The sequence below is a fragment of the Kangiella shandongensis genome, from assembly GCF_020005365.1.
Taxonomy (GTDB): domain Bacteria; phylum Pseudomonadota; class Gammaproteobacteria; order Enterobacterales; family Kangiellaceae; genus Kangiella; species Kangiella shandongensis.
The window spans coordinates 86,511-108,544 of the sequence record NZ_JACNML010000001.1; the positions used below are offsets into that span (position 1 = coordinate 86,511).

General features: G+C 44.9%; 20 protein-coding genes and 4 tRNA genes. 6 read left to right on the forward strand and 18 right to left on the reverse strand.

What is annotated here, in order from left to right:
- Positions 1–83 precede the first annotated feature (83 nt).
- Positions 84–1,352 (reverse strand): ATP-dependent Clp protease ATP-binding subunit ClpX, encoded by a 1,269-nt coding sequence (gene clpX / locus H7708_RS00355; protein ID WP_223668478.1) that lies wholly within the window; start codon positions 1,350–1,352, stop codon positions 84–86.
- A 342-nt stretch (positions 1,353–1,694) separates the two neighbouring features.
- Here clpX and H7708_RS00360 point away from each other — a divergent pair, with 342 nt between their 5' ends.
- Complete coding sequence (locus H7708_RS00360) at positions 1,695–3,575, forward strand: metallophosphoesterase (RefSeq protein WP_223668479.1); 1,881 nt, start codon at positions 1,695–1,697, stop codon at positions 3,573–3,575.
- On the opposite strand, the gene H7708_RS00365 is transcribed toward H7708_RS00360, so the two are convergent.
- The 7 genes from H7708_RS00365 to H7708_RS00395 all read right to left on the reverse strand — a co-directional run bounded on the left by H7708_RS00365 (position 3,559) and on the right by H7708_RS00395 (position 7,969).
- Positions 3,559–5,208: an ATP translocase gene (locus H7708_RS00365; protein ID WP_223668480.1), complete on the reverse strand. Its 1,650-nt coding sequence runs from the start codon at positions 5,206–5,208 to the stop codon at positions 3,559–3,561. The genes H7708_RS00360 and H7708_RS00365 overlap by 17 nt on opposite strands.
- A gap of 188 nt (positions 5,209–5,396) precedes the next feature.
- Positions 5,397–6,008, reverse strand: a complete 612-nt coding sequence (clpP, locus tag H7708_RS00370; protein ID WP_223668481.1) for an ATP-dependent Clp endopeptidase proteolytic subunit ClpP — start codon at positions 6,006–6,008, stop codon at positions 5,397–5,399.
- Positions 6,009–6,081: 73 nt separating this feature from the next.
- Positions 6,082–7,374 (reverse strand): trigger factor, encoded by a 1,293-nt coding sequence (gene tig, locus H7708_RS00375; protein WP_223668482.1) that lies wholly within the window; start codon positions 7,372–7,374, stop codon positions 6,082–6,084.
- Between the two features lie 123 nt (positions 7,375–7,497).
- Positions 7,498–7,582, reverse strand: a tRNA-Leu gene (locus H7708_RS00380).
- Positions 7,583–7,660: 78 nt separating this feature from the next.
- Positions 7,661–7,736: transfer RNA gene (locus tag H7708_RS00385), tRNA-His, on the reverse strand.
- A gap of 46 nt (positions 7,737–7,782) precedes the next feature.
- Positions 7,783–7,859 (reverse strand) — tRNA-Arg (locus H7708_RS00390).
- A gap of 33 nt (positions 7,860–7,892) precedes the next feature.
- Positions 7,893–7,969, reverse strand: a tRNA-Pro gene (locus H7708_RS00395).
- A 181-nt stretch (positions 7,970–8,150) separates the two neighbouring features.
- Between H7708_RS00395 and folD the strand changes: the two genes are divergently transcribed.
- Entirely contained in the window at positions 8,151–9,005 is an 855-nt protein-coding gene (gene folD, locus H7708_RS00400) for a bifunctional methylenetetrahydrofolate dehydrogenase/methenyltetrahydrofolate cyclohydrolase FolD (protein WP_223668483.1), read from the forward strand.
- Positions 9,006–9,144: 139 nt separating this feature from the next.
- The gene (locus tag H7708_RS00405) at positions 9,145–9,558 is read left to right on the forward strand and encodes a hypothetical protein (protein WP_223668484.1); all 414 of its coding nucleotides are present in this window, start codon (positions 9,145–9,147) and stop codon (positions 9,556–9,558) included.
- A gap of 43 nt (positions 9,559–9,601) precedes the next feature.
- On the opposite strand, the gene H7708_RS00410 is transcribed toward H7708_RS00405, so the two are convergent.
- From H7708_RS00410 to H7708_RS00425, 4 genes are read right to left on the reverse strand one after another with little or no spacing between them, the layout of a single operon-like run.
- The gene (locus tag H7708_RS00410; RefSeq protein ID WP_223668485.1) at positions 9,602–10,147 is read right to left on the reverse strand and encodes a YqaA family protein; all 546 of its coding nucleotides are present in this window, start codon (positions 10,145–10,147) and stop codon (positions 9,602–9,604) included.
- 8 nt (positions 10,148–10,155) lie between these two features.
- The gene (locus H7708_RS00415; RefSeq protein WP_223668486.1) at positions 10,156–10,809 is read right to left on the reverse strand and encodes a lysophospholipid acyltransferase family protein; all 654 of its coding nucleotides are present in this window, start codon (positions 10,807–10,809) and stop codon (positions 10,156–10,158) included.
- Positions 10,810–10,823: 14 nt separating this feature from the next.
- Positions 10,824–11,783: a phosphatidate cytidylyltransferase gene (locus H7708_RS00420; RefSeq protein ID WP_223668487.1), complete on the reverse strand. Its 960-nt coding sequence runs from the start codon at positions 11,781–11,783 to the stop codon at positions 10,824–10,826.
- 33 nt (positions 11,784–11,816) lie between these two features.
- Entirely contained in the window at positions 11,817–12,407 is a 591-nt protein-coding gene (locus tag H7708_RS00425) for a CDP-alcohol phosphatidyltransferase family protein (protein WP_223668488.1), read from the reverse strand.
- Between the two features lie 138 nt (positions 12,408–12,545).
- On the opposite strand from H7708_RS00425, the gene H7708_RS00430 reads away from it, so the two are divergent.
- Positions 12,546–13,280, forward strand: coding sequence for a helix-turn-helix domain-containing protein (locus H7708_RS00430; protein ID WP_223668489.1), 735 nt, complete (start codon positions 12,546–12,548; stop codon positions 13,278–13,280).
- 261 nt (positions 13,281–13,541) lie between these two features.
- On the opposite strand, the gene cysS is transcribed toward H7708_RS00430, so the two are convergent.
- Positions 13,542–14,939: a cysteine--tRNA ligase gene (gene cysS / locus H7708_RS00435; protein WP_223668490.1), complete on the reverse strand. Its 1,398-nt coding sequence runs from the start codon at positions 14,937–14,939 to the stop codon at positions 13,542–13,544.
- Positions 14,940–15,112: 173 nt separating this feature from the next.
- Here cysS and H7708_RS00440 point away from each other — a divergent pair, with 173 nt between their 5' ends.
- Together H7708_RS00440 and H7708_RS00445 are read left to right on the forward strand one after the other, a co-directional pair.
- Positions 15,113–15,625 (forward strand): peptidylprolyl isomerase, encoded by a 513-nt coding sequence (locus tag H7708_RS00440; protein ID WP_223668491.1) that lies wholly within the window; start codon positions 15,113–15,115, stop codon positions 15,623–15,625.
- A 2-nt stretch (positions 15,626–15,627) separates the two neighbouring features.
- Positions 15,628–16,350, forward strand: coding sequence for a UDP-2,3-diacylglucosamine diphosphatase (locus H7708_RS00445; protein WP_223668492.1), 723 nt, complete (start codon positions 15,628–15,630; stop codon positions 16,348–16,350).
- A gap of 24 nt (positions 16,351–16,374) precedes the next feature.
- Here the strand turns inward: H7708_RS00445 and H7708_RS00450 are convergent, their stop codons facing one another.
- The 5 genes from H7708_RS00450 to H7708_RS00470 all read right to left on the reverse strand — a co-directional run bounded on the left by H7708_RS00450 (position 16,375) and on the right by H7708_RS00470 (position 22,033).
- Positions 16,375–16,941 carry a DUF924 family protein gene (locus tag H7708_RS00450; RefSeq protein WP_223668493.1) on the reverse strand — a complete coding sequence of 189 codons (567 nt, stop codon included), beginning with the start codon at positions 16,939–16,941 and terminating at the stop codon, positions 16,375–16,377.
- An 11-nt stretch (positions 16,942–16,952) separates the two neighbouring features.
- Positions 16,953–18,491, reverse strand: coding sequence for a hypothetical protein (locus tag H7708_RS00455; protein WP_223668494.1), 1,539 nt, complete (start codon positions 18,489–18,491; stop codon positions 16,953–16,955).
- A gap of 145 nt (positions 18,492–18,636) precedes the next feature.
- Positions 18,637–19,350, reverse strand: coding sequence for a dipeptidase PepE (gene pepE / locus H7708_RS00460; RefSeq protein WP_223668495.1), 714 nt, complete (start codon positions 19,348–19,350; stop codon positions 18,637–18,639).
- 15 nt (positions 19,351–19,365) lie between these two features.
- A complete protein-coding gene (miaE, locus tag H7708_RS00465; protein WP_223668496.1) occupies positions 19,366–20,001 on the reverse strand; it encodes a tRNA-(ms[2]io[6]A)-hydroxylase in 636 nt (211 codons plus the stop codon).
- Between the two features lie 67 nt (positions 20,002–20,068).
- Entirely contained in the window at positions 20,069–22,033 is a 1,965-nt protein-coding gene (locus tag H7708_RS00470; protein WP_223668497.1) for a transglutaminase family protein, read from the reverse strand.
- Position 22,034 lies beyond the last annotated feature (1 nt).

Genomic DNA, 22,034 nt, shown 5'->3' on the forward strand with positions numbered 1-22,034 from the left:
TACTTTCCTGGGATTTATAAAAATCTACTCAGTGGGAAATGGTTACAGCGAACAAGCTGTAACCACAACATAATTTATATGTACTACTCAGATGCAGCCTTGGACTGGTTGTCGTAAATCAATAAAGGCTCTGCTTCACCCTTTACAACAGCACCGTCAATACAGACTTTACTGACCCCTTCTAATGAAGGTAAGTCATACATGGTGTCTAATAAAATTTCTTCAAGGATGGAACGCAATCCTCGAGCTCCTGTACGGCGAGCCATCGCTTTTTGTGCAATCGCTGCTAACGCATCTTTACGGAACTCCAGCTCAACATTCTCCAAAGAGAATAACTTGCTGTACTGCTTAGTCAGGGCATTTTTGGGCTCGGTTAAAATACGCACTAACGCCGTTTCATCCAGCTCTCTTAAAGTCGTCACAATCGGTAAACGACCAATAAATTCAGGAATTAAACCAAATTTAACCAGATCATCAGGCTCCACCATCTTCAGCATTTCACCGACTTTTGCGCTATCGTTAACTTCTTTAACATCAGCACCGAAGCCGATACCGCCTTTCTCGGTACGCTCCTGGATCACTTTTTCAAGTCCTGCGAATGCACCACCACAGACAAACAGGATATTGCCGGTATTTACCTGCAAGAACTCTTGCTGCGGATGCTTACGACCGCCCTGAGGTGGAACTGATGCCACAGTACCTTCGATAAGTTTTAATAAAGCCTGCTGTACGCCTTCACCGGAAACATCGCGCGTAATAGACGGATTATCTGACTTGCGGGAAATCTTATCGATCTCATCAATATAGACGATACCGCGCTCAGCCTTTTCCACGTCATAATCACACTTTTGTAAAAGCTTCTGTATGATGTTTTCAACGTCTTCACCGACATAACCGGCTTCCGTTAAAGTAGTCGCATCAGCCATGGTGAAAGGAACGTCCAACATACGAGCCAACGTTTCCGCCAGTAACGTTTTACCACTACCTGTTGGGCCGATCAGCAATATGTTACTTTTACCTAACTCGACGTCCTGGTGTTCACTGGAATGAGGTTCACTTTCAAGGCGCTTATAATGATTATAAACCGCGACAGAAAGCACTTTTTTTGCTTCTTCCTGACCAATCACATACTGCTCTAAAAACTCAGCAATCTCCTTTGGTTTCGGTAATTTTTCCTTAGCTTCTTTCGACGCAATCTCTTGAATTTCTTCAATAATAATGTCATTGCATAAATCCACACACTCATTACAGATAAATACGCGAGGACCTGCAATCAGCTTTTTTACTTCGTGCTGACTTTTGCCACAAAACGAACAATAGAGTGTTTTATCGTCGGAGTTCTCGTTACTCATTTTCTACCTCAAGCAAACGCCTTGAATCAAATTATCGGCGTGGCTTTAATTAATGCTTTCTATACTCTGCTAAGCAGGCGTTTCCATAAAGAGGAAATGAGGCTGATTCGTGATATTTCAAGTATGAAATGAAGGTTTGCCGCTACATTAACCTCAGAAATCACCTCTTTATAGGTTAACAGTACCAAATATAGCCCAGCAACAAAAGCAAAAAGCCGCGCAAAGCCAGAACAGCTCTAAATTTTACACATTTTGTCCTATGTCTAGCACGCTGTGGTTAACGGTCTCAAACCTCGATTATGCTATACTGTTGACAGGTTCAAATTGCTGCCGAGACGCCCAATGAAACATTTCAAGGTACCGCTTTCTGCCATTCTTCTCTTCCTGCTGGCCATGCTGGTGATACCGTCTGAAGGCGAAGCCAAAAGAACGGTAGCAGTAACCGATGTTCACGGCGCTTACCACTCACTGATTAACGTTCTGCAGCGAAGCAAGGTCATTGACAAAGACTTGGACTGGAGCGGGCAGACCGATGTTCTGATCAGTATTGGCGATAACCTGGACCGAGGCCCTGACTCCAGAAGAGTACTGGATCTGCTCATGCGGCTTGAGCGGGAAGCTCACAAAGCAGGTGATCGGGTCGAAGTTCTACTGGGCAACCATGAAGCCATGGTGATAATGTCCGATCTGCGCTATGTTTCGAAAGATGAGTATGCCGCTTTTATCCCCGAGGAATCAGAACAGTCTCGACAGTCAGTTTACGAGGACTTCCTCGATTACTCAGATCGTGACGATAACGCCGGTAGCCTGCAAGCTTTCAATAAAATGTATCCTCCTGGTTATTTCGGACTGGTCGCCAGCTTCGCTCCCGATGGCCGCTATGGGCGTTGGTTATTGCAGAACAACGTTGTTACAACCTTGGACAACCGCACTTATGTACACGGCGGCATCTCAAAACAACTATTAGAGCTGAATTTAAACGAAGAAGAACTGAACCAAAGGTTTCGTCAAGACCTATCCGACTACGCCACTTTATATCATCAGTTAATTGACGCAGGATTATTCAAGCATTATTTCAACAAACTGGATCGAAAAGAGGTTGCTACAGCGCTGGTCGAGGGGAAAATACGCTCTCGCGCTCTCAACAAACCCAGTACAGTCAAAAAAGCACGTCGCTTTCTCAAGGTTGCCGACTCCCTGATGCTAACCACCTTTGGGCCTATCTGGTATCGGGGTAATATCTATTGCCACATCTACTCAGAGCGACAAACGCTAGACAATGCATTACAACGCTTCCACTCTAAACAAATTTTGGTGGGACATACTCCCGACAAAAGCCGCAAGGTACGCTCGCGGTTTGATAATCGGCTCATTCTGCTGGATACCGGTATGTTGCGCAGCCATTACCATGGCCATCCCAGTGCAGTCATTATCGAAAATGACGCATTACAAGTGCTTAACATCGACGACTCCAGCAATACCGCCCCCATTCCGGACCCCACTCGCAAACCGTTATACCCCGATGGACATAACGATGACTATCTGAACAATTTTTTTAACCGTGCGGAAGTAGTCGAGCAGAAGGAGTTAGAGAATTTCTACAGCAAACCATTAAAACTGACTTTTAAAAAAGGTGACGTCGAGCACCATGCAATTTTTAAGTATTTAGACAGTGATCCCAATATGGAGAAGCAAGACTGGGAAAGACGACTGGGCAACCTCGCCGATCGCTATATTTACGACTTGGCGGCTTATAAGCTGGATCGGATGCTTGGCCTTTACATGGTTCCCTTCACTATGGAGTACCGACTGAATGATCGTCCCGGGGTTATTCAGTACTGGGTTGAAGACTCGATCACACGAACAGAGCTGATCGAACAGGATAAATCACTATATAGCTTCTGCTCTACTGATGAGGCTGAAGATATCATGCATATTTTTGATTGGCTGATATACAACGAAGACCGAAATACTGGTAATCGCTTATACAGTAAAGACAACGGTTTTTTGTGGTTGATTGATCATACTCGAGCCTTTCGAGTTAAAAGCAAGCTACCCGAATACGAAAGAACTGCTCCAGACTACCTGTCCCCAGAATATAAACTCCAACTTCAGTCATTGGATCGAGCGCAGCTTATGGCCGAATTAAAAGACTACCTACACCCAAGACAGATTATCTCTCTATTAACACGTCGAGATAAAATTCTTAAGCGTCTTCACTAGTTCCAGGCTTTATTTTGACTTCCCATGCAGTGCTGACTTCAAAGCCCGCAAAGTCTTTAGCTACCAGCTCGAGCTGCAACTTTTGCTCAGTCTCAGGCGGAGGCTCAAACATCACAGTTAAAGCCTCATCATCGAATTGACACCAGGCAGGAAGCTGCTCTCCATTAGCTTCCCTTAATTGATAACGAATCATATCTCCAAGGTCCGGCTCAACGAAAGTGTTTTCCGGAATTGAAATCGTACTTTGCTTTCCAGCCGTAAGCGATTCAGGTTTTAGCGAAACAGCAAGCACAGGCGGACGCCCTTCCGCTTGCTCTTTATCTCGACGTTTATAATGCCGGCGAATAGCCAAAGCAGTCCAGCAACAAGTGGCTGCCAATATGGCATTAAAGGTTATAAACTCAAGCGTGCCCAAACCAAATACATTAACCCCAATGGCGACACTGGCACCATACATTAGATCGCCAAACCGGTAAAAAAAAGTATCCGTGGTGTTCTTACTTAAATATTTTTCGTCCCTGGACACCGGCAAGAACAAAGCATGACGACTGGTATTTTGAATCGAGTAGTTAACGCTATTTTCGGCAATGAGCGCCCACTTAACGACCCCAAAAAAAGGAAAGAACAGTATCAGACTATAATTAATCATCATGACAAAGGGCAAAATAAAGATTGAAGCACCAACCCCTATCCACCGAAACAGACGGGCAACAACAAAAAGCTGTAACAACAACCCTATCAGAGTAAACCAGGCAATATAGTCGGAATAAAAATCCGTCATAAAGAGTTGCTCTTCGTAACTACCTCTTGGACCCACTTGCTGTGCCTGGTTAATGACAAACTTAGCCAGTACATACTCTCCGACAGAGTTAATCCAGTTATAAAGCAAGATAAATAGCGCGATTAATAATAAGTAACGACTCTGGAAAAAAAGCGAAAAACCTTGCCACCATTGGTGTCGCGTTCCTAATGCCTTACTGTCTGAAATAGCTCGAGAAGTTTTTGGTACCGACTGATAACTTAATTTAACCAGACAGTTCACAACAAACAGTAGCGTTGCTGACAATAGCACCAGTCCCGTTACGCCGAATACGGGGAAAAGCGCGCCTCCCAACTTCGCCCCAACCCAAGCCCCCATGGTGCCGCCTATGGCAATGGCTGCAAATAACCGTTTACCACTCATTGAATTAAAACAGTCGGCACAGAATGCCCAGTACAAAGCGACCATGGTGACGCTGAAAACGCCCAGCCAGATATAGAACGCTATACCAATGGCTAAACCAAGATATTCAGCAACTGCAAAAAGTAAAAGGTGACTTACAAAAAACAATAAAACTCGTCTTAAAAACAACGACTTGTCTTTATGATCAGAAAACTTGTAGTAATAACGACTGAATAATGGAATAACCGCTAGCAGAATGGTTGCTTGTGCGGCAGTGGTATAGCTCTTAAGTTCTGCACTGCCATCAGAAAGGATCAGAGGATCTCGTATAACTTTCAGCAAATAGTACGCCGTCATCAAGATGAAGAGACTTACGAACATCAATACGACGCTGCGTCCTTCTCCAGCTCGGATCCAGACGAAGTGCGCCAACAGGCGTTCTATCCAGTTATATCGGCGGCGTTCTTCCATCGCGCCCTCCTATGATTTATAGGGATTACTGCGACAAGCCTAAGAGTACGAACCCGCTAAAGATTAATGTAGCGTAATATCAAGTGTTATACAGTAAAAAATAAGGAAATTATTAATTCAGGAGAGGGGTTGTACTAACTATCAGGAAGATACCACCCATGAAACGCTGCTCACAGGTGGTTTTGGTATTACTTTCGAGAATTGATAATAGAGTCAACCAATCCGTACTCGATAGCTTCTTCAGCTGAAAGGAAGTTATCTCTGTCGGTATCTTTTTCAACTTGCTCAATCGGTTTGTCACAGTGATGTGACAAAATGCCATTCAGACGTTTTTTCATTTCACTGATTTCCTGAGCATGAATCGCGATATCGGACGCCTGTCCCTGAAAGCCACCCAGCGGCTGGTGAATCATCATGCGCGAATTAGGTAAGCAATGACGCTTACCAGAAGCACCACCAGCGAGCAACAATGCCCCCATGCTAGCCGCCTGACCGACACAAACCGTCGAAACATCGGGACGAATAAATTGCATGGTATCGTAAATCCCCATACCCGCGGTCACAACACCACCTGGAGAGTTAATATACAAATAAATATCTTTATCAGGGTTATCCGATTCCAAAAATAACATCTGCGCAATAATCGAATTGGCCATATGGTCTTCAACCGGACCAACACAGAAAATCACTCGCTCTTTTAACAAGCGAGAGTAAATATCGTAAGAGCGCTCGCCACGTGACGTTTGCTCTACAACCATTGGAATTAAAGCACTGTTGATGGGTTGCTCAATTTTGCTCATATCTAGACGATTCCTTATTCCAAAAAAAAGCGGATAAAATCCGCTTTTTTATACTGTGACTGAAAGGCTAAACTTACTGTTTATTAGTGTTTAGCATCTCGTCAAACTTAACGGCTTTCTCCGTTACTTTAGCTTTTTCCAGCACCAAGTCAACTACAGTATCTTCCAATACCAGTGACTCTACTTCACGTAAGCGCTGAGGGTCGCCATAGTACCAGTCGATAACTTCTTTCGGCTCTTCGTAAACCGAGGCTAAGTCTTCAACTTGTGCACGAACTTTGTCTTCATCCGCTTTCAACTCTTCTGATTTAATGATTTCAGCAACCACTAAACCCAGTTTTACACGGCGTGAAGCCTGTTCTTCAAATAAGCTCGCAGGAAGATCTGGTGTTTCACCTTTAGGAGCATTCATTTGCTGCGCCATCTCTTGACGCATACGATCGATTTCTTGATCAATCATTGCCTTTGGCATATCAAATTCATGCTTCTCTACTAACTGATCCATCACTGCACCTTTGATGCGTGATTTGATAGCGTTGCGAAGCTCACGCTCCATATTCTTTTTAACGTCAGCTTTAAGTGCAGCCAGGTCATCAGCACCTAATTGCTCGGCTAAATCTGTTAGTGTTGGCAGCTCTTTCTTGTTAACAGCGTGTACGTGTGTCTCAAAAGTTGCTTCCTTACCCTTAAGATCTTCTACATGATAGTCTTCAGGAAAGGTTACTTTAACTTCAACATCACTGTCCGCAGAAACGCCAACCAGTTGGTCCTCAAAGCCCGGGATCATGTTGCCAGCGCCAATTTCCAATGGGAATTGTTTCGCTTCACCACCTTGGAATGCTTCACCGTCAACAAAACCTTTAAAGTCGATAACTACCTGATCACCTTCTTTCGACTTACGCTTTACTTCAGCCCAAGATGCGCGCTGCTCACGTAGCGTATCCATCATTTTAGACAGGTCGTCGTCAGACACTTCTGATGTTGGCTTTTCGATTTCAAGCTTAGCCAGATCAGAGACTTCAACTTCCGGATAAACTTCAAAGGTTGCTGAGAACTTCAGATTCTCACCATCTTTGTTTTCGATTAATTCAAGCTGTGGATAACCAGCAGGAGTCAATTTCTCTTGCTGAATTGCTTCGAAATAATGACGTTGCATAATTTCGCCAAGAACTTCCTGACGAACAGAAGCGCCATAGCGCTTTTTTACAACTTTGAAAGGAACTTTGCCTGGACGGAAACCGTTCATCTTCACGGTGCGCGTCATTTCTTGTAGGCGTTTTTGTACCGCGCCGTCAATGTTCTCGGCAGGTACATCGATAACTAACTTTCTTTCTAAACCGTTATTGGCTTCAACTGAAACTTGCATTCGCTGATCTCCGATAGGCTATTACTACATTCAATAGCTAATAATTAAAATGACCAGGTTTTCAGATGAAGACTTTAAGGGAGGAACCATCTTCAGACCAGCCTTTATAAGCTGAGTTAAAGATGGTGCGAAAGGAGAGACTCGAACTCTCACGCCTCGCGGCACTGGAACCTAAATCCAGCGTGTCTACCAATTCCACCACTTTCGCATTTTGATTGCGGGCCCTGAGCCCTCATCGAACCGTATTGTAATTCCTGCTCAGCGTCAATGCTGCTCTACAAGAATCTGGGGTGGACGATGGGATTTGAACCCACGACAACCGGAATCACAATCCGGGGCTCTACCAACTGAGCTACGCCCACCATCAACCTCAATTTCTCCCCTCGTCTCCAGACCTTCCGCTCAAAATGGCGCGTCCGGCAGGATTCGAACCTGCGACCCACGGCTTAGAAGGCCGTTGCTCTATCCGACTGAGCTACGGACGCATGTTAATCCTGACTCGAGGTGAGAATAAAAATTGGTCGGAGATGAGGGATTTGAACCCCCGACATCCTGCACCCAAAGCAGGCGCGCTACCAGACTGCGCTAATCTCCGATTTTTCGTCTCAAGGGGCTTGCCCCTGCGAGACGCGCATATTACTGATTTCCCCCATACCCGTCAACCACTTTTTATCGCTTTTTTCTAACTTTTTTAATCTTCTATAAAAGCATTGAGTAAGTTGGTTAATATTGCGACAATAACGCCTTTCAAACAATCATTTGAATCTATTTACTACATGACTGCTCAAATTCTTGATGGCAAAGCCATCTCAGCCAAAGTTAAAGACGATTTAGCCTTAAAAGTAAAGGCTCGCCTCGATCAAGGCCTTCGCGCGCCGGGTCTGGCAGTAATACTCGTGGGAGTTGATCCCGCGTCACAGATCTATGTTAACAAGAAAGTAGAGGCTTGTGAAAAGGTTGGCTTCATTTCTCGCAAAATAGTGATGGAAGCTGATACCACACAAGAAGCTTTATTAGAGCAGATCGACCTGTTAAACAATGACCCAGCAATTGATGGTATCCTGGTGCAGTTACCACTACCTGATCACCTCGACTCCAACGTTATTCTGGAACGCATTAAAGCCGATAAAGATGTTGATGGCTTCCACCCATACAATATGGGCCGTTTGGCGCAAAAAATGCCTACTATGCGTCCTTGCACCCCTTACGGTGTGATGGTTATGCTGAAAGAGACTGGCATCGACTTAATTGGTAAAGATGCTGTGGTCGTTGGCGTCTCTAATATTGTCGGTCGTCCGATGGGCTTAGAGCTCTTAATGGAACGCTGCACCGTCACTTATTGCCACAGTAAAACCAAAGACTTAGCGAAGAAAGTCTCGGAAGCAGACATAGTGGTTGTTGGCGTGGGTATTCCAAACATGGTCAAAGGTGACTGGATCAAACCTGGCGCCATCGTCATTGATGTAGGTATTAACCGTCTTGAGACAGGCAAACTGGCTGGTGATGTAGAATATGACGTAGCCAAAGAACGAGCTTCGTGGATTACCCCAGTACCAGGTGGTGTAGGACCTATGACCGTTGCGATGCTAATGAGTAATACGCTATACGCCTGCGAAAACCTGCACGATTAAATATCTGAAAGACTTTTCTGCCGAGCCAGTCCAAAATAATGTGAACTGGCTCACCTTTCATTATCAAAAAACTATTTGAGTTCAATTGGTTGCGATACTCTAGCCTTGCAACAAATACACAACAAAGGGAACTCAAAAAATGTTTGGAACTATCGTTTTAATACTCGCCATTATTGGTGGCCTGCTAGCTGCATCAAGTCTTATCGCCAGCAAATCTCAAGATGCCGGACAAGCTCTGAAGAAAATAGCACCTTACCAAGGTATTATTGGCGTTATCATTCTAGTAATAGGTTTATACTATTTCCTATTCCATAGTCTGGCAAACCTTGGAGCTATGATAAAGTTCACCGGTGGCTTGTTTAACATAATAACTCAAATCTTAATGATTCTTGTCGGTTTTATTCTTTCTTACAGCTTAATTTCTGAAAAGCTCTTATCAAAGAATGAAGCGGCTCAAGAAAAAGGTGCTCAGGCAGCTAAGAAGCTTACAAAGATTCAGATTCCTCTGGGTATAGCGTTAGCCGTTTGTGCTCTATTAGCGCTAATCCTCTAGATTTTATTTTTTTAATTCAGGCGCGTGCCAACGCGCCTGAACGTTATGAAGGGAAATAGAAAAAATATAAGCTGTAAACAACTGTCCAGACACTCCCCCATATAATAATCATCCCTTTTCTTGAGAACTTTAAGTGGGACATTAAAACTAAGCTAATGCCTCTTGCCGTAAAAGCGATTAACACAAACCTCAGTAACCTTGCAGCAATCGAAACACCAATAAACAAAGCGGTCCCAATATCGACACTCGCCGCTTGCACCGCATACGTTTTATAGGGTACCCCCTGTAGCGGTCCCAATATAATCGCAGTAGCTCCGGTATCACCAAGCTGTTTTCCCACACGACTCATCAGCTCGCTATTAATTGCTGGCACCGCTTCAACCCAGTGCCATGCAGTTTCTGCCGCAAAAAAGCCCCAGTAGTACATGATTAGACCGCCGGCAACGGCTCCTGCTAACGCCCATAAAATAAGTCTCATCAAGCGCTCTTTACGCTCTAAAGCAAAATAGCTCAGTAAAACATCAGGCAAAATAAAAAAAAGCGTTGCTTCAGCAAATCCCCAGCCAGCAGCTATACACTTTTTCGTCATCGCTTTCACTATTCATCCCACTTTGGTAACTTGACCGAATCTTGTAAATCGTTAAATCGAGATTTCACATTCTCATAAAAGTTTTTACTGTTTGCTTCATACGTCATGGGCTCGGAAAACACCACATCACAAAAGAAAGGCACAAACAGAGCGTCGCCTTTGGGCAGCGTTTTACCCAGGCCATGCATATAAATCGGGTAAATGGGTACTTTCGGGCATCTCTCAGCCAGCTTGACCACACCATATTTCAGGTCTGTCATTTGCTCAGGTAGCCCTCGCGAACCTTCCGGAAAGAAGATTAGGATCTTGCCACTATCTAATGCCTTAGCACATTGTTCAATCGGGTTAACGCTTTTGTCTTTGCCCTGACGTTCAATCGGCAAAATGCCAATAATATTCAAAGCAAACCATGACATGAACCTATTTTTTAGAAAGTAATCAGCAGCAGCAACCGGCTGAACCTTGTGTAAGATTTTCAGGGGTAACAATGAGATTAAAACCATCGTATCCAGGTGACTATTATGGTTTGCGATTAAAATCGCTGGCCCACCTTTCGGTAAGATGGGCTCATTTTGGTAACGCAAACCAATGATGATCTTAACAACAGGCTTAATAATCACCGCAAAGAATAACCAACGTAGCACATAATTAATGTATTTCATCATTCGCTCCCAGTTTAGAAATAAAAGTAACGCATGACATGGAAAAACAATGGTGCGGTAAAGGTCAGACTATCCAGGCGATCTAAAATACCGCCATGACCGGGGATTAACTGACCAGAGTCTTTAATACCTATGTCTCGTTTAATCGCTGATAGTGAAACATCACCAATAAAGCCTGCAATACCAATACCCAAACCTACTAACAGGCCCTGCCACCAGATCATTGGTGTTAATAGTCCAGCTAAAATCATGGCTAAGATACCGGTAGTCACGACACCACCGATTAAACCTTCACGAGTTTTATTTGGACTAATGGTTGGCGCGATTGGCGTTGTGCCCATCAGCTTACCCCAGACATATTGAGCAACATCATTTAACTGCGTCAGCATCACTAAATAAAGCAACAAGGCAGCACCATCACCTGACATGGTTAAAGATTGATACTCACCTTCGCTGGGTAGCATCACTAAGTACGCCAAATGGCTCAGAGTAAATACCGTTAACATCAATCCCCAGTGAATATTACCCACCGCACGCAGATAGTTTTTTGTTTCTCCAGCCAGCACCATACGGAATGGAATAAACAGGAACGCATAAACCGGGATAAAGATAATAAACATGCCGTACCAACCAGTAGCGATCCAGTAGTATTGCAATGGAATGGTTAAGTAAGCCCAGAATAAAACTCTGCGATCGACTAAGCGAGTCGGGGTCATAGAAAAGTACTCTTTCAGGGCAATAAAGCTGAGCATGGCAAATAACAGAACAGTGACTAATGGCCCCATCAATAGCGCCAGACCAAAGATACCAATCATAATCCACCAGGAATTAATCCGCTGCTTTAGCTCGGTATAATCTTTTTGTTTATTAACTTTGGTCATAACCCAGCTAATAATGCTCGCAATAGATAATCCCGCTAATAAAAACATAAATACCTGTGTAACCGGTCGCATCGTTTCAAAATCAAAAAACATGGTTATTCTCCTTAATATATTCGGTAGTTGCGATTACAGCGCCGCTTTAATGCGATTAATCATGGTGACAAGAGACAAAGCAATTAACGCCACTAATAAGTAATTCATATAGTCAGTGAACATTACCCAAAGCGGTAAAATGATACCTAACAAACCTAAAACAAAGGCACGATCACTCTTCCCCATGGGTCCTTGATATTGGCGCTCTTTCCCGAGCATGGGCGCGATAACACCAACAAACTCAACGATCATTGCCATAAAGATAAAAGCGCCAATCAGCCAAGGCGAAACACCCGGCAAAATAAACAATGGCAACAATAATGCTACGTCAGAAACCACATCGCCGAGCTCATTAAGATAAGCACCTAACTTAGACTTCTGGTTATGCTCCCTTGCCAGCATGCCATCGACAGCATTCAGTGCCATGCGCACAAATAAAACTGCTGGTAACAAGAAAAACCAGCTAACGCTTTGCTGCCACAGTATTAAGGCTCCCGTAGCAACACTCAGCAACACGGCAAAAACAGTGACCTGGTTTGCTGTAACGCCAGCTTTTGCTAAGCCATTGGTCAAGGGACGTAAAAGCTGCTGGAACTTTGGTTTTAGTTGATAAACTGAAATCATAAACTTTCCTTTTGATGTCCTCATTTCGATAGAGCTAAACTTCTCACAAAGACGATCATGTGGCGACCAATTATGCTATAGTCGCCATAAAATACGCCAAGGGTATCGTATAACTATACTTTCCAGCAGGAACAAACGATGAGCCGTCAAACTACGCAGTTAATGGAAACCTTGAAACAGCAGCTACGCAGCCAAAACATCACTTACAAAGAGCTAGCCAACCATTTATCCATGAGTGAGGCCAATGTAAAACGGATGTTTTCGCAAAATAAACTATCTCTGGAACGTTTAGAGACAATTTGCAACCTGCTTCACATGGATATTCTGCAACTGGCACAAAGTGCTCAAAAGCAACAACACCAAATCACCGAATTAACACTGGAGCTTGAGAAGGAGTTAATGAAGGACGAAAAACTTCTACTGGTTGCTCAGCTCTGCCTGTCAGACTGGAAGTTTGATGAAATGCTAAAGAGATACCAGTTCACGGAGCACCAACTCATTCAGTACTTAGCTAAGCTGGATAAGGTCGGTTTCATTGAGCTTTTACCCAACAATCGAATAAGAAAAAGGGTCAGCCCACACTTTAAGTGGCAATCTGATGGCCCAATACGTCGATTCTTTGGTGAGCACATCCAAAGTGAATTCTTTAACTCCCGCTTTGATCAGCCAAATGAAAAGGTCCTATTTATTTCCGGTATGCTCAGTGACGAGTCGAATAAGAATATTCAGGCTTTAATTGAAGAGCTTGGCACTGCTTATCGCCAACAGCTAAGGCAGGACAAAGATTTAACGCTGGATGAAAAGAAAGGAACCAGTTTGGTGGTTGGGTTACGGAACTGGGAGTTATCGGTGTTTAATGATTTGAGGCGGTAGCATGAGTATTTTATATACTTTTCTTGCTTGTCCAAGAAAAGTTATAAAAAGAAAGACACCCCTAGATTGAGATAATATAAATATTACTATCCTCACATTTCAAAAGTCACTTAACGCACCGTGAAATACAGTCCCTCCATGGCCTGAATTTCACTATTTGAATCATCCACGATTCAAATTGCTATGCCTTTCTCAATGTTCAGCTCAATCTAATGGGGATATACTAGGAATGCACTATTCGTGCATTCCATTCAAAACCAACTACCGTCTTCTCCAAGAAGTACCACCGGCACCATCTTCAAGCTCGATATTAAGCTCGTGAAGCTTGTCGCGGATTTCATCAGCCAGGGCCCAGTTTTTATCGGCTCGAGCCTGTAGACGTTCTTGAACCAGTGCATCAATTTCTTCATCTGACACATCACTGTCACCCACACCAGACTTTAAGAACTCTTCTGGATCGTGCTGCAGTAAACTCAATACGCCAGCCAGCTCTTTTAATTTTACAGCAATAGTCGCCGCTTTCGGCATATCATCTGCTTTCAGACGGTTAACCTCTTTCGCCAGATCAAACAATACCGGCATGGCTTCAGGAACATTGAAATCGTCGTCCATTGCTTTGATGAAATCAGCTTGCGCCTTGTCCATGATGTCATAACTGTCATCGGTTGCAGCTGGTAAGTCCACCCCTCTTAATGCGGTATACAAACGCTCAAGACTGGCATCGGCCGACTCCAGGTTAGCCTGGGTGTAACTCAGCTGACTGCGATAATGCCCACTCATCAAGAAGTAGCGCACCGATTCCGAGCGATACTGTTTCAGCACATCACGAATGGTGAAGAAGTTCCCCAGCGACTTGGACATTTTTTCTTTATCGACCTGCACCATGCCTGTATGGATCCAGGTATTGGCAAAGGTGCAGCCGTTGGCGCATTCAGACTGAGCAATTTCATTTTCATGGTGTGGGAACTGTAGGTCAGAACCACCACCGTGAATATCAAAGGTTTCACCTAAGCACTTCTTGCTCATGGCTGAACATTCAATATGCCAGCCCGGGCGCCCTTTGCCCCATGGTGAATCCCAAGAAGGTTCGTTTGGCTTAGCCGCTTTCCACAGGGCGAAATCCATCGGATCTTTTTTCGAATCACGCACATCAATGCGCTCGCCAGCATTTAACTGCGATAAGTCCTGACGACTCAGCTTACCGTAGTCTTTAAATGCAGGGACATGGAAATAGACATCCCCTTCATCCGTTGCGTAGGCTGCGCCCTTTTCTATCAAAGACTCGGTCATGGCGATGATTTCATCCATGGTAGTAGTAGCGCGCGGCTCTACATCCGGGCGCTGTAGACCAATGGCGTCAAAGTCCTGGTACATTTCTTCAATAAACTTATCAGTGATTGCACCGAATTCCTGATTCGTTTCGTTGGCGCGATTAATGATCTTGTCATCAATATCCGTGATATTACGAACGTAAGTTACGTCATAACCGCGAAACTTTAAATAACGATTAATAACGTCAAACGCTGCATAGGTTCGGGCATGCCCAATATGACACAGATCATAGACCGTCACGCCACACACATACATAGACACCTTGCCTTCTTTCAGTGGCTTAAAAGGTTCTTTCTGACGAGTAAGGTTATTATAAATCTGCAACATGGCCGTTTATCTCTATCTCTTAATTAATATCTAAATTCAGACTATTTTTCGCTAAAATCGCATTTTGTTACTAAAATAAGTATCATATGCGCCAAACAGCCTAGCATTGTAACCAGCAACACGCTTTCAGGCTACCTTAAACCAGCGAAATCATTAATTTTGAGGCAAACCCCATGAGCAGCGCTAACCCAACAGTAACGTTTAAAACCAATCACGGCGAGTTCACTTTGGAACTATACCCAGAAAAAGCACCTAAAACCGTGGACAACTTTTTAAGCTACGTTAAAGAAGGTCACTACGACGGTACAATTTTCCACCGTGTGATCCCTAACTTTATGATTCAGGGCGGTGGTTTTACGCCAGAGATGGATCAAAAAGACACGAAAGACCCAATCGCAAACGAAGCCAACAATGGGCTGAGTAATGAAATGGGTACAGTGGCTATGGCACGAACTATGGAGCCTCATTCAGCCTCTTGTCAGTTTTTCATTAACGTAAATGACAATGACTTCTTGAATTTTAAAAGTGAGTCAATGAATGGCTGGGGCTACTGTGTATTCGGTAAAGTTACTGATGGCATGGACGTTGTAGAAGCCATTCGTAATGTGCCAACGGGTAGTTACAGCATGCATCAGGACGTACCGACAGAAACTGTTCTGATTGAGAAAGCTGAAATTAACGGCTAATTATGACATTAGTAATTTCAGATCTACATTTATGTGAAGAGCGCCCGGACCTTACGGCGCTCTTTGAACATTTCATGCGTGAAATCGCGCCACAATCCGATGAGCTTTATGTGCTGGGAGATCTGTACGAAAGCTGGATTGGCGACGATGACGACTCCGAGTTTGTCGAATCCACTATAGAGCTGTTTAAAGCCTACTCGGACAGTGGTAAAAACCTCTATTTCCAGCACGGTAATCGCGATTTCCTTCTGGGCGATGTTTTTGCTGAAAAAACAGGCGGTCAGTTACTGGACGAAGTTCATCCTTATCAGCTTGGCAAGAAACCAGCGATTATGATGCACGGTGACAGTTTGTGCTGGGACGATAAAGAGTATATGCAGTTCCGCCAAATGGTTCGCTCAGAAGAGTGGCAACAACAGCTCCTGTCTCAACCTCTCGCCGTAAGACGAGGTATTGCAGCTGATTTAAGAACGAAGAGCCGCGAGGCTCAGGAAAATAAAGCCAGCGCAATAACCGATGTGCACCCTCAAGCCGTTGAAGAAGTTTTAAAAGAGCATCATGCGCAAATTCTGATTCATGGCCATACTCATAGACCTGCTTTTCATGACCTTGAAATCGACGGAAAACACTGCCAGCGTATTGTTTTAAGCGACTGGGGAGAAAAAGGACATTACCTGACGGTTGACGGTGAAGATATTTCAGAACATTATTTTAAAGCCAGCTAAGTTGCTGGCTATTTTATTGAGACTTTAACAAAAAGGCTTCTCTAAGAAGCGTTCTTCAGCAAATGTGCTTTTCCTGCCCAGCGCTTTATTGCGATCAGGAAAGCGTCCGAATCGAATAATTTGATCGCGATGACACAACGCATGGCTGGTCGAATTGCTGTCTCCCAATTGAACAAACAACTCTACGCTACGCTCTTGTAGCTCCAAACCTTCCGCATGTTCAAACGGTAAATACATAAATTTCCGCTGAACCGTTAATAAGCCTTGGTCAAAATGGTTATCAAGCGCATGTTGTGTTACTTCCCTAGCTTTAGGGTCATTGGCAAATGCTTCAGCTTGGCCACGATAAATGTTACGAGAAAACTGATCCAACAAAATGATTAAGGCTAGCGCCCCACTTTGCGTCTGCATCATCTCATCAAACAGCCCTTCGGCCGCTTGCTTGTTAGCTTCGCCAAAGCGGACTCTAATCTCCTCATCAAACTCAGGATTAGAGTCAAACCATATGTCACGGTTAGCACCCAACTCAGCCGAGTCGGGCGCACCAAACCAGAAGTTAATCACATCCTTGGTTAACTCTTCAAACGCCATAATTGTGGCTCCTAGTCTGCTTGTCGCTTAACAGATGCTTCCTCAGCACCGTCCTGTTTCATCGCTTTTAAAGCAGCCTGCCACATTGGAATCGCCTTAAACGCTGTCACCATGTCGTAATCTAGAGCCACCTGATTCGAATCCATTGGCACATCGCCAGCACGGCTCTGGAACCACTTCATCCAGCCTTTTGAACCCGGCTTATTAAGAACTAAAGCGTCAGAGGGGCCACTGGACAACGGTGGAGCGCTTGCCTGTGGTGGCTGGGTGGTCGACGGTAATAAGAACGACGTCATATTCGGCTGGTTCGTAGTTAGGCTTTTGGGGTTATATTGTGCCGAGCTATGACAACCCAGGCAACCAGCACTGGAAATTCCTACGGGATAATAATGACCACCAGCCCAGGCCGGCGTCACTACGGCTCCATCATTCGGTCCCGATAAGCGCCCATCCCAACCCAACGTTGAACGAGCATACTCAGGTGTATCAAGGTTAATCCAGTTTTCCGTTAATTTTGGATTCACTGTTGCGGGGGGAGTAATGGCCGAGCTAGACGTATTAATCACATCAGGGTTACCGCCCCAGGTAGCTCCTAGCGGCACCATCTTGTCCCAGGCATCTTTACCAGGCGCATCCTTATCATAAATCAACGTTGAGAAGACCCATCCAGTTTCCGGTGCCGCCTGGCTATCCTTAACAATAATATCAAACTGCATCAGATAGATATTGGTCAGGCTTGGATTGTTGACATCACCGGCGGATCCATTGTTGGGGCATTGAGACTTGTCGGGATTATTTCCTGAGCCATTACTTGTATTTAAAGGTGCGTAAATTGGAAGCATCGCAGCGCCTTCCATTGGTGACCAATCGGCACCGCAAGGTGTCACAAACGCAAACTTCACAATCACACTCCCTTCAGCATACTGCGCGCCAGGATTGGTAATGTTTGGCTTATAAGCTTCTTCTAGAGTAGTGCCCCATATGTTTCCAAGAGTAGCTGCCGCCGTGTTGTCATACAGCGTCAGGACATAAGTCGTTAAGTCCAGTTTCTGGTGAGTCAAAGTCCCTGCGGGAAAGCCGGAGCCCACATAAAACCCATGAATCGGTTCACGCTCGGTACCGAGCCAGATGGACTCCCACCAAGGCTCTTCACTGGCGTTCCAATTATCATAGTCATAAATTAATTTACGCATATCCTTCGAGACATAGCTTTTTAATGCCTCGACATATGCCATGGCGTTTTGTTGCGTAATTGGACCGTTATTGGTCACTTTTTTCCAGTCCGGCGATTGCTTTACTGCGGCTTCACTTGGGTAGTCATGACGGAGCTGAAACAGGTTACCGTTGTAAACGTCAGCTGGTGGATTTGGTAGTGCTGAATTTGTAAAGGGGTGGATCGGTGAGTTGGAATCGCTAAAATCCTGTGCGGTTGACGTTAAAAACGGAACTTTTCCTACTAAGTTCTCGTTATCCTGCTGACTTCCTGCAACTGCAGTAGCAGATGATGCCGCCAAAGCCAGCGACACCAACCCCAATATTTGCTTTTTCATAGTTCTCTCCTTCAGTGCTATTGGCTATACCATGGAAGGTACAACGTCTTATTATCACCATCCATAGTCATACCACACTAGCCCATTCGAACTATTGAATACACATTTTTTTCAACAAATCCAACCACTTAAGTCATTATTGCAATCAAAGAAGCCAGCTAACGTCAGTATTGCATTGAATTGGCCGCGTTTTCTCGCTATCACGGAAAACTAAACCAGGCTTGTTACCAATCAATGTTAACTGGTTCTCCACCAACTTTAGAGCTGTTCCCTCTCGCGTACCGACAACATAACGATGTGGATTAGCACGAACGTATTCAAAAATACGCTCAGCACGAGTTTCGCCGTTATGGTTTGGCGGCTGGTAATCGGTGTAATGAGGGTTGATCTGAAAGTTCACCAAAGCCAGTGCTTTAAAACTTCTCGGCTCAACAATTGGCATATCATTAGTAGTACAAATTGTTAATCCAGCTACGTTAGAGCCCGCGCTCCAGCCCATATAAGGCATGCCTTCATCAACCCGTTTCCGGATCGCGTCGACGAGCTCATTATCGTAGAGCTCTTTCAACAGGTGGAATGTATTACCGCCACCGATTGCAATGGCCTCTGCATCTTCCACTGCCTTAACCGGATCATCAAAGCGATGAATCGAAATGACCTTTTTGCCAATGGTCTGGAAAGGCTTATTCACCTTGTCTTCATAGGCATCATACCCCATAGCGAAGCCGGCATACGGGATAAACAACACTTCTTTAATCTTGCTATCTAAAAAGTCATCAATCATCGGCAGGGCATGCTCTAAATACTCGGTTTGCCCTTCACGCGATGAACTCAGTAGTAATAGTTTTTTATCAGACATAAATAACCTTCTTGTTTATACGGGAACGCCCGAATGAAAACGGAACAGAGGGTCCGGAGACTCGATCAGCTCCTGCTCTTTCTGTAAAAAGAAATCAAGTCGCTCATCAATGTCACTGCCCGCATACTGCTTGGCCAAATCGATATAGTCCATAAAGTGGCGCGACTCTGACTTTAATAAAAAGCGATAATACTTGGCTAGCTCGGGATGTGAATCTTTAAGGTAAGGTACTAACGCATGAAAACGCTCACAGGAGCGGGCCTCAATAATGCCTCCAATAATTAGGCCGTCAATAAATCGTTGTGGTTCGTCTTTGGCAACATACTGATGTAAACTCGCTGCGTAACGCGATGGTTTAATTGCCCGATATTTGATGCCCTGTTGCTCGATAAATTCCAGCACCTGCTCAAAATGCAGAACCTCTTCTCGAATGAGCTGCGATAATTTCTTAAGCAAATCAAGTCGCTCCGGGTAACGGAACATCAACTTTACGGCAGTGGCAGCCGCTTTTTTCTCACAATGCGCATGATCGATCAGCAGAGTTTCCAACTCTTCTACCGCATGATCCAACCAGGCTTTTGGAGTTCCACAATACAGGAATTGTTGAATGGGACTAATATCAACGGACTTCTCCGCTACTTTTTCGGCCATGCTTTGATTCAGTCGTTAGCGATAAAGCCGGCCATTATACTCCTTAGAGCCTATATTGTCAGTTACACTACACTTGCGCTACCTGCCGCTTAAGTCGCTGTAACAAATCCTTAGAGTCAGACTTATTTCGATAACGCAGGCTTGTATAGGTTTTTATGGCAGGCGCCACTCGTGCATATAGCTTTGGTGAAGTGCGGCGAGTTATTTTCAGCAACTCTTTAGGCCCCGTCGATGGCTCACAGGGAACCCCTTTCTTTTTCAACCGAGTCAGCAACTTAATATACTGCTTTGCCACGGGGTCCAGTTTTTGCGTCGCTCGCAGCACCCAATAGCCAAAGATTAGACCGGCTAATAAGACAGTAACCAATAAACCGTATCCGAGATAGCGATACTGATTTTTTTCGATACCCAGCTGACGCAACCAACCAAATTGCATATCTTTACTATACCCCATCACCGTATCACTCCAGAAATTTTGGATGGCATCCCAGCGCAAAGCAAGGTCCTGCAAAAAGCCTTGCGGTGGTTCAAACATGGCATCACCCCCAAACTCTTCAAGCCAGCCATCACGCGAGCTGGTTTGTCCCCGCAAGTCCTCCTCGACCCGCGACGGGTGGATCGCTGCGGTCGGATCAACTCGGCGCCAACCTTCACCATCTAACCAGACTTCAGTCCAGGCATGAGCATCCGACTGGCGTATAATGAAATAGTCGCCGTAAGGGTTGTATTCTCCCCCCTGATAACCCGCAACCACACGAGCCGGAATTCCGGCGGCGCGCATGATATAAACAAAGGCACCGGCGTAATGCTCACAGAACCCTTCCTGAGTCTGGAACCAGAAGCCGTCAATGGTATCCTCCTCGATAACCTGCGGCGTTAATGTATAGTGGTATTGATTTTGATGGATGTAGGACAATATCCAACTGACAAATTGCTCATCGCTGCCATGTTCTCTCCGCCGCTCTTCGGCCCACTCTTTGGTTCTCTCATTGGAGTCATCGGGAATCTGTAAATAGATACTCCGCTGATGCTGGCTTAACCCCTGCTGGGAAAAATCAATATTATAAGCCTGAGCCGAATAGGTCAGGCGTTGGGTCACTCGGCGACGTTTCAGCCAGGTGTTATCGCTGAACAAGTAAGCCCCATCAGGAGCCTCCGCTAACTGTTCCAGGCCGAAAATCCAGTTACGGTTATTCGGCTCCATTTGTACACGGTACTGGTAAGTGGCTTCACGAGGCAACCCCAACTCACCACGTAGCGGACTGTGTTCTTCTTTATGCCAGGTAAAGCCATCAAAACGCGCCAAAACCAGACCGCGCCAGTACATTTCACTGTTACTCGGCACCTTGTCCGCAAAGTCGACCCGGAAGGCGATATCATCAAAGGTATGTAGCGCACCGATACTACCCGGTGCCATGGTATCATCAATACCAGAACCCGCCTGACTGTCATTCGGCATGGACCACAGCGGCGTCGAGCTGCGCGGAAATAAGAAGAATAGAATGACCATAATGGGGATGGCCTGGACTAAGGTGATTGCAGAAGCTTTCCCTATCTTCTTTGTTCCTTTAATCCCCTGCGGGCTGTTTAATACCATTAAGCCAATCAGGATCAGAAGCATGGTGATTAGCAGGTAAACGCCCATCCAAATCGCTTCGCTGTAAAAAAACGCCGTCACCACGATAAAGAAGGAAATAAAAAGTACCAGCGAAGCATCACGGTAACTTTTTGCTTCTAACAGTTTAAAGCCATACATCAGGCTGATAAGGCCAATGCCTGCGTCTCTGCCGTTTAAGGTTTTAAACTGGAGGAAAACGCCGCCCACACATAGTAAAACGATCACCAGCAGTATCCACTTAGGGGCCTGTAGCTGATGGTGATTTAAATACCACTTGGTAAGCAACAGTCCTATGGTTGTTGCTGTGATCCAGGACGGCAAATGAAACCACAATGGCAATAAAACCACAGCCTGTATTGCCAGCAACAAAGGAACAACTCCAGGGCGAGAAATTGGTAACTGCTTTACATTCATA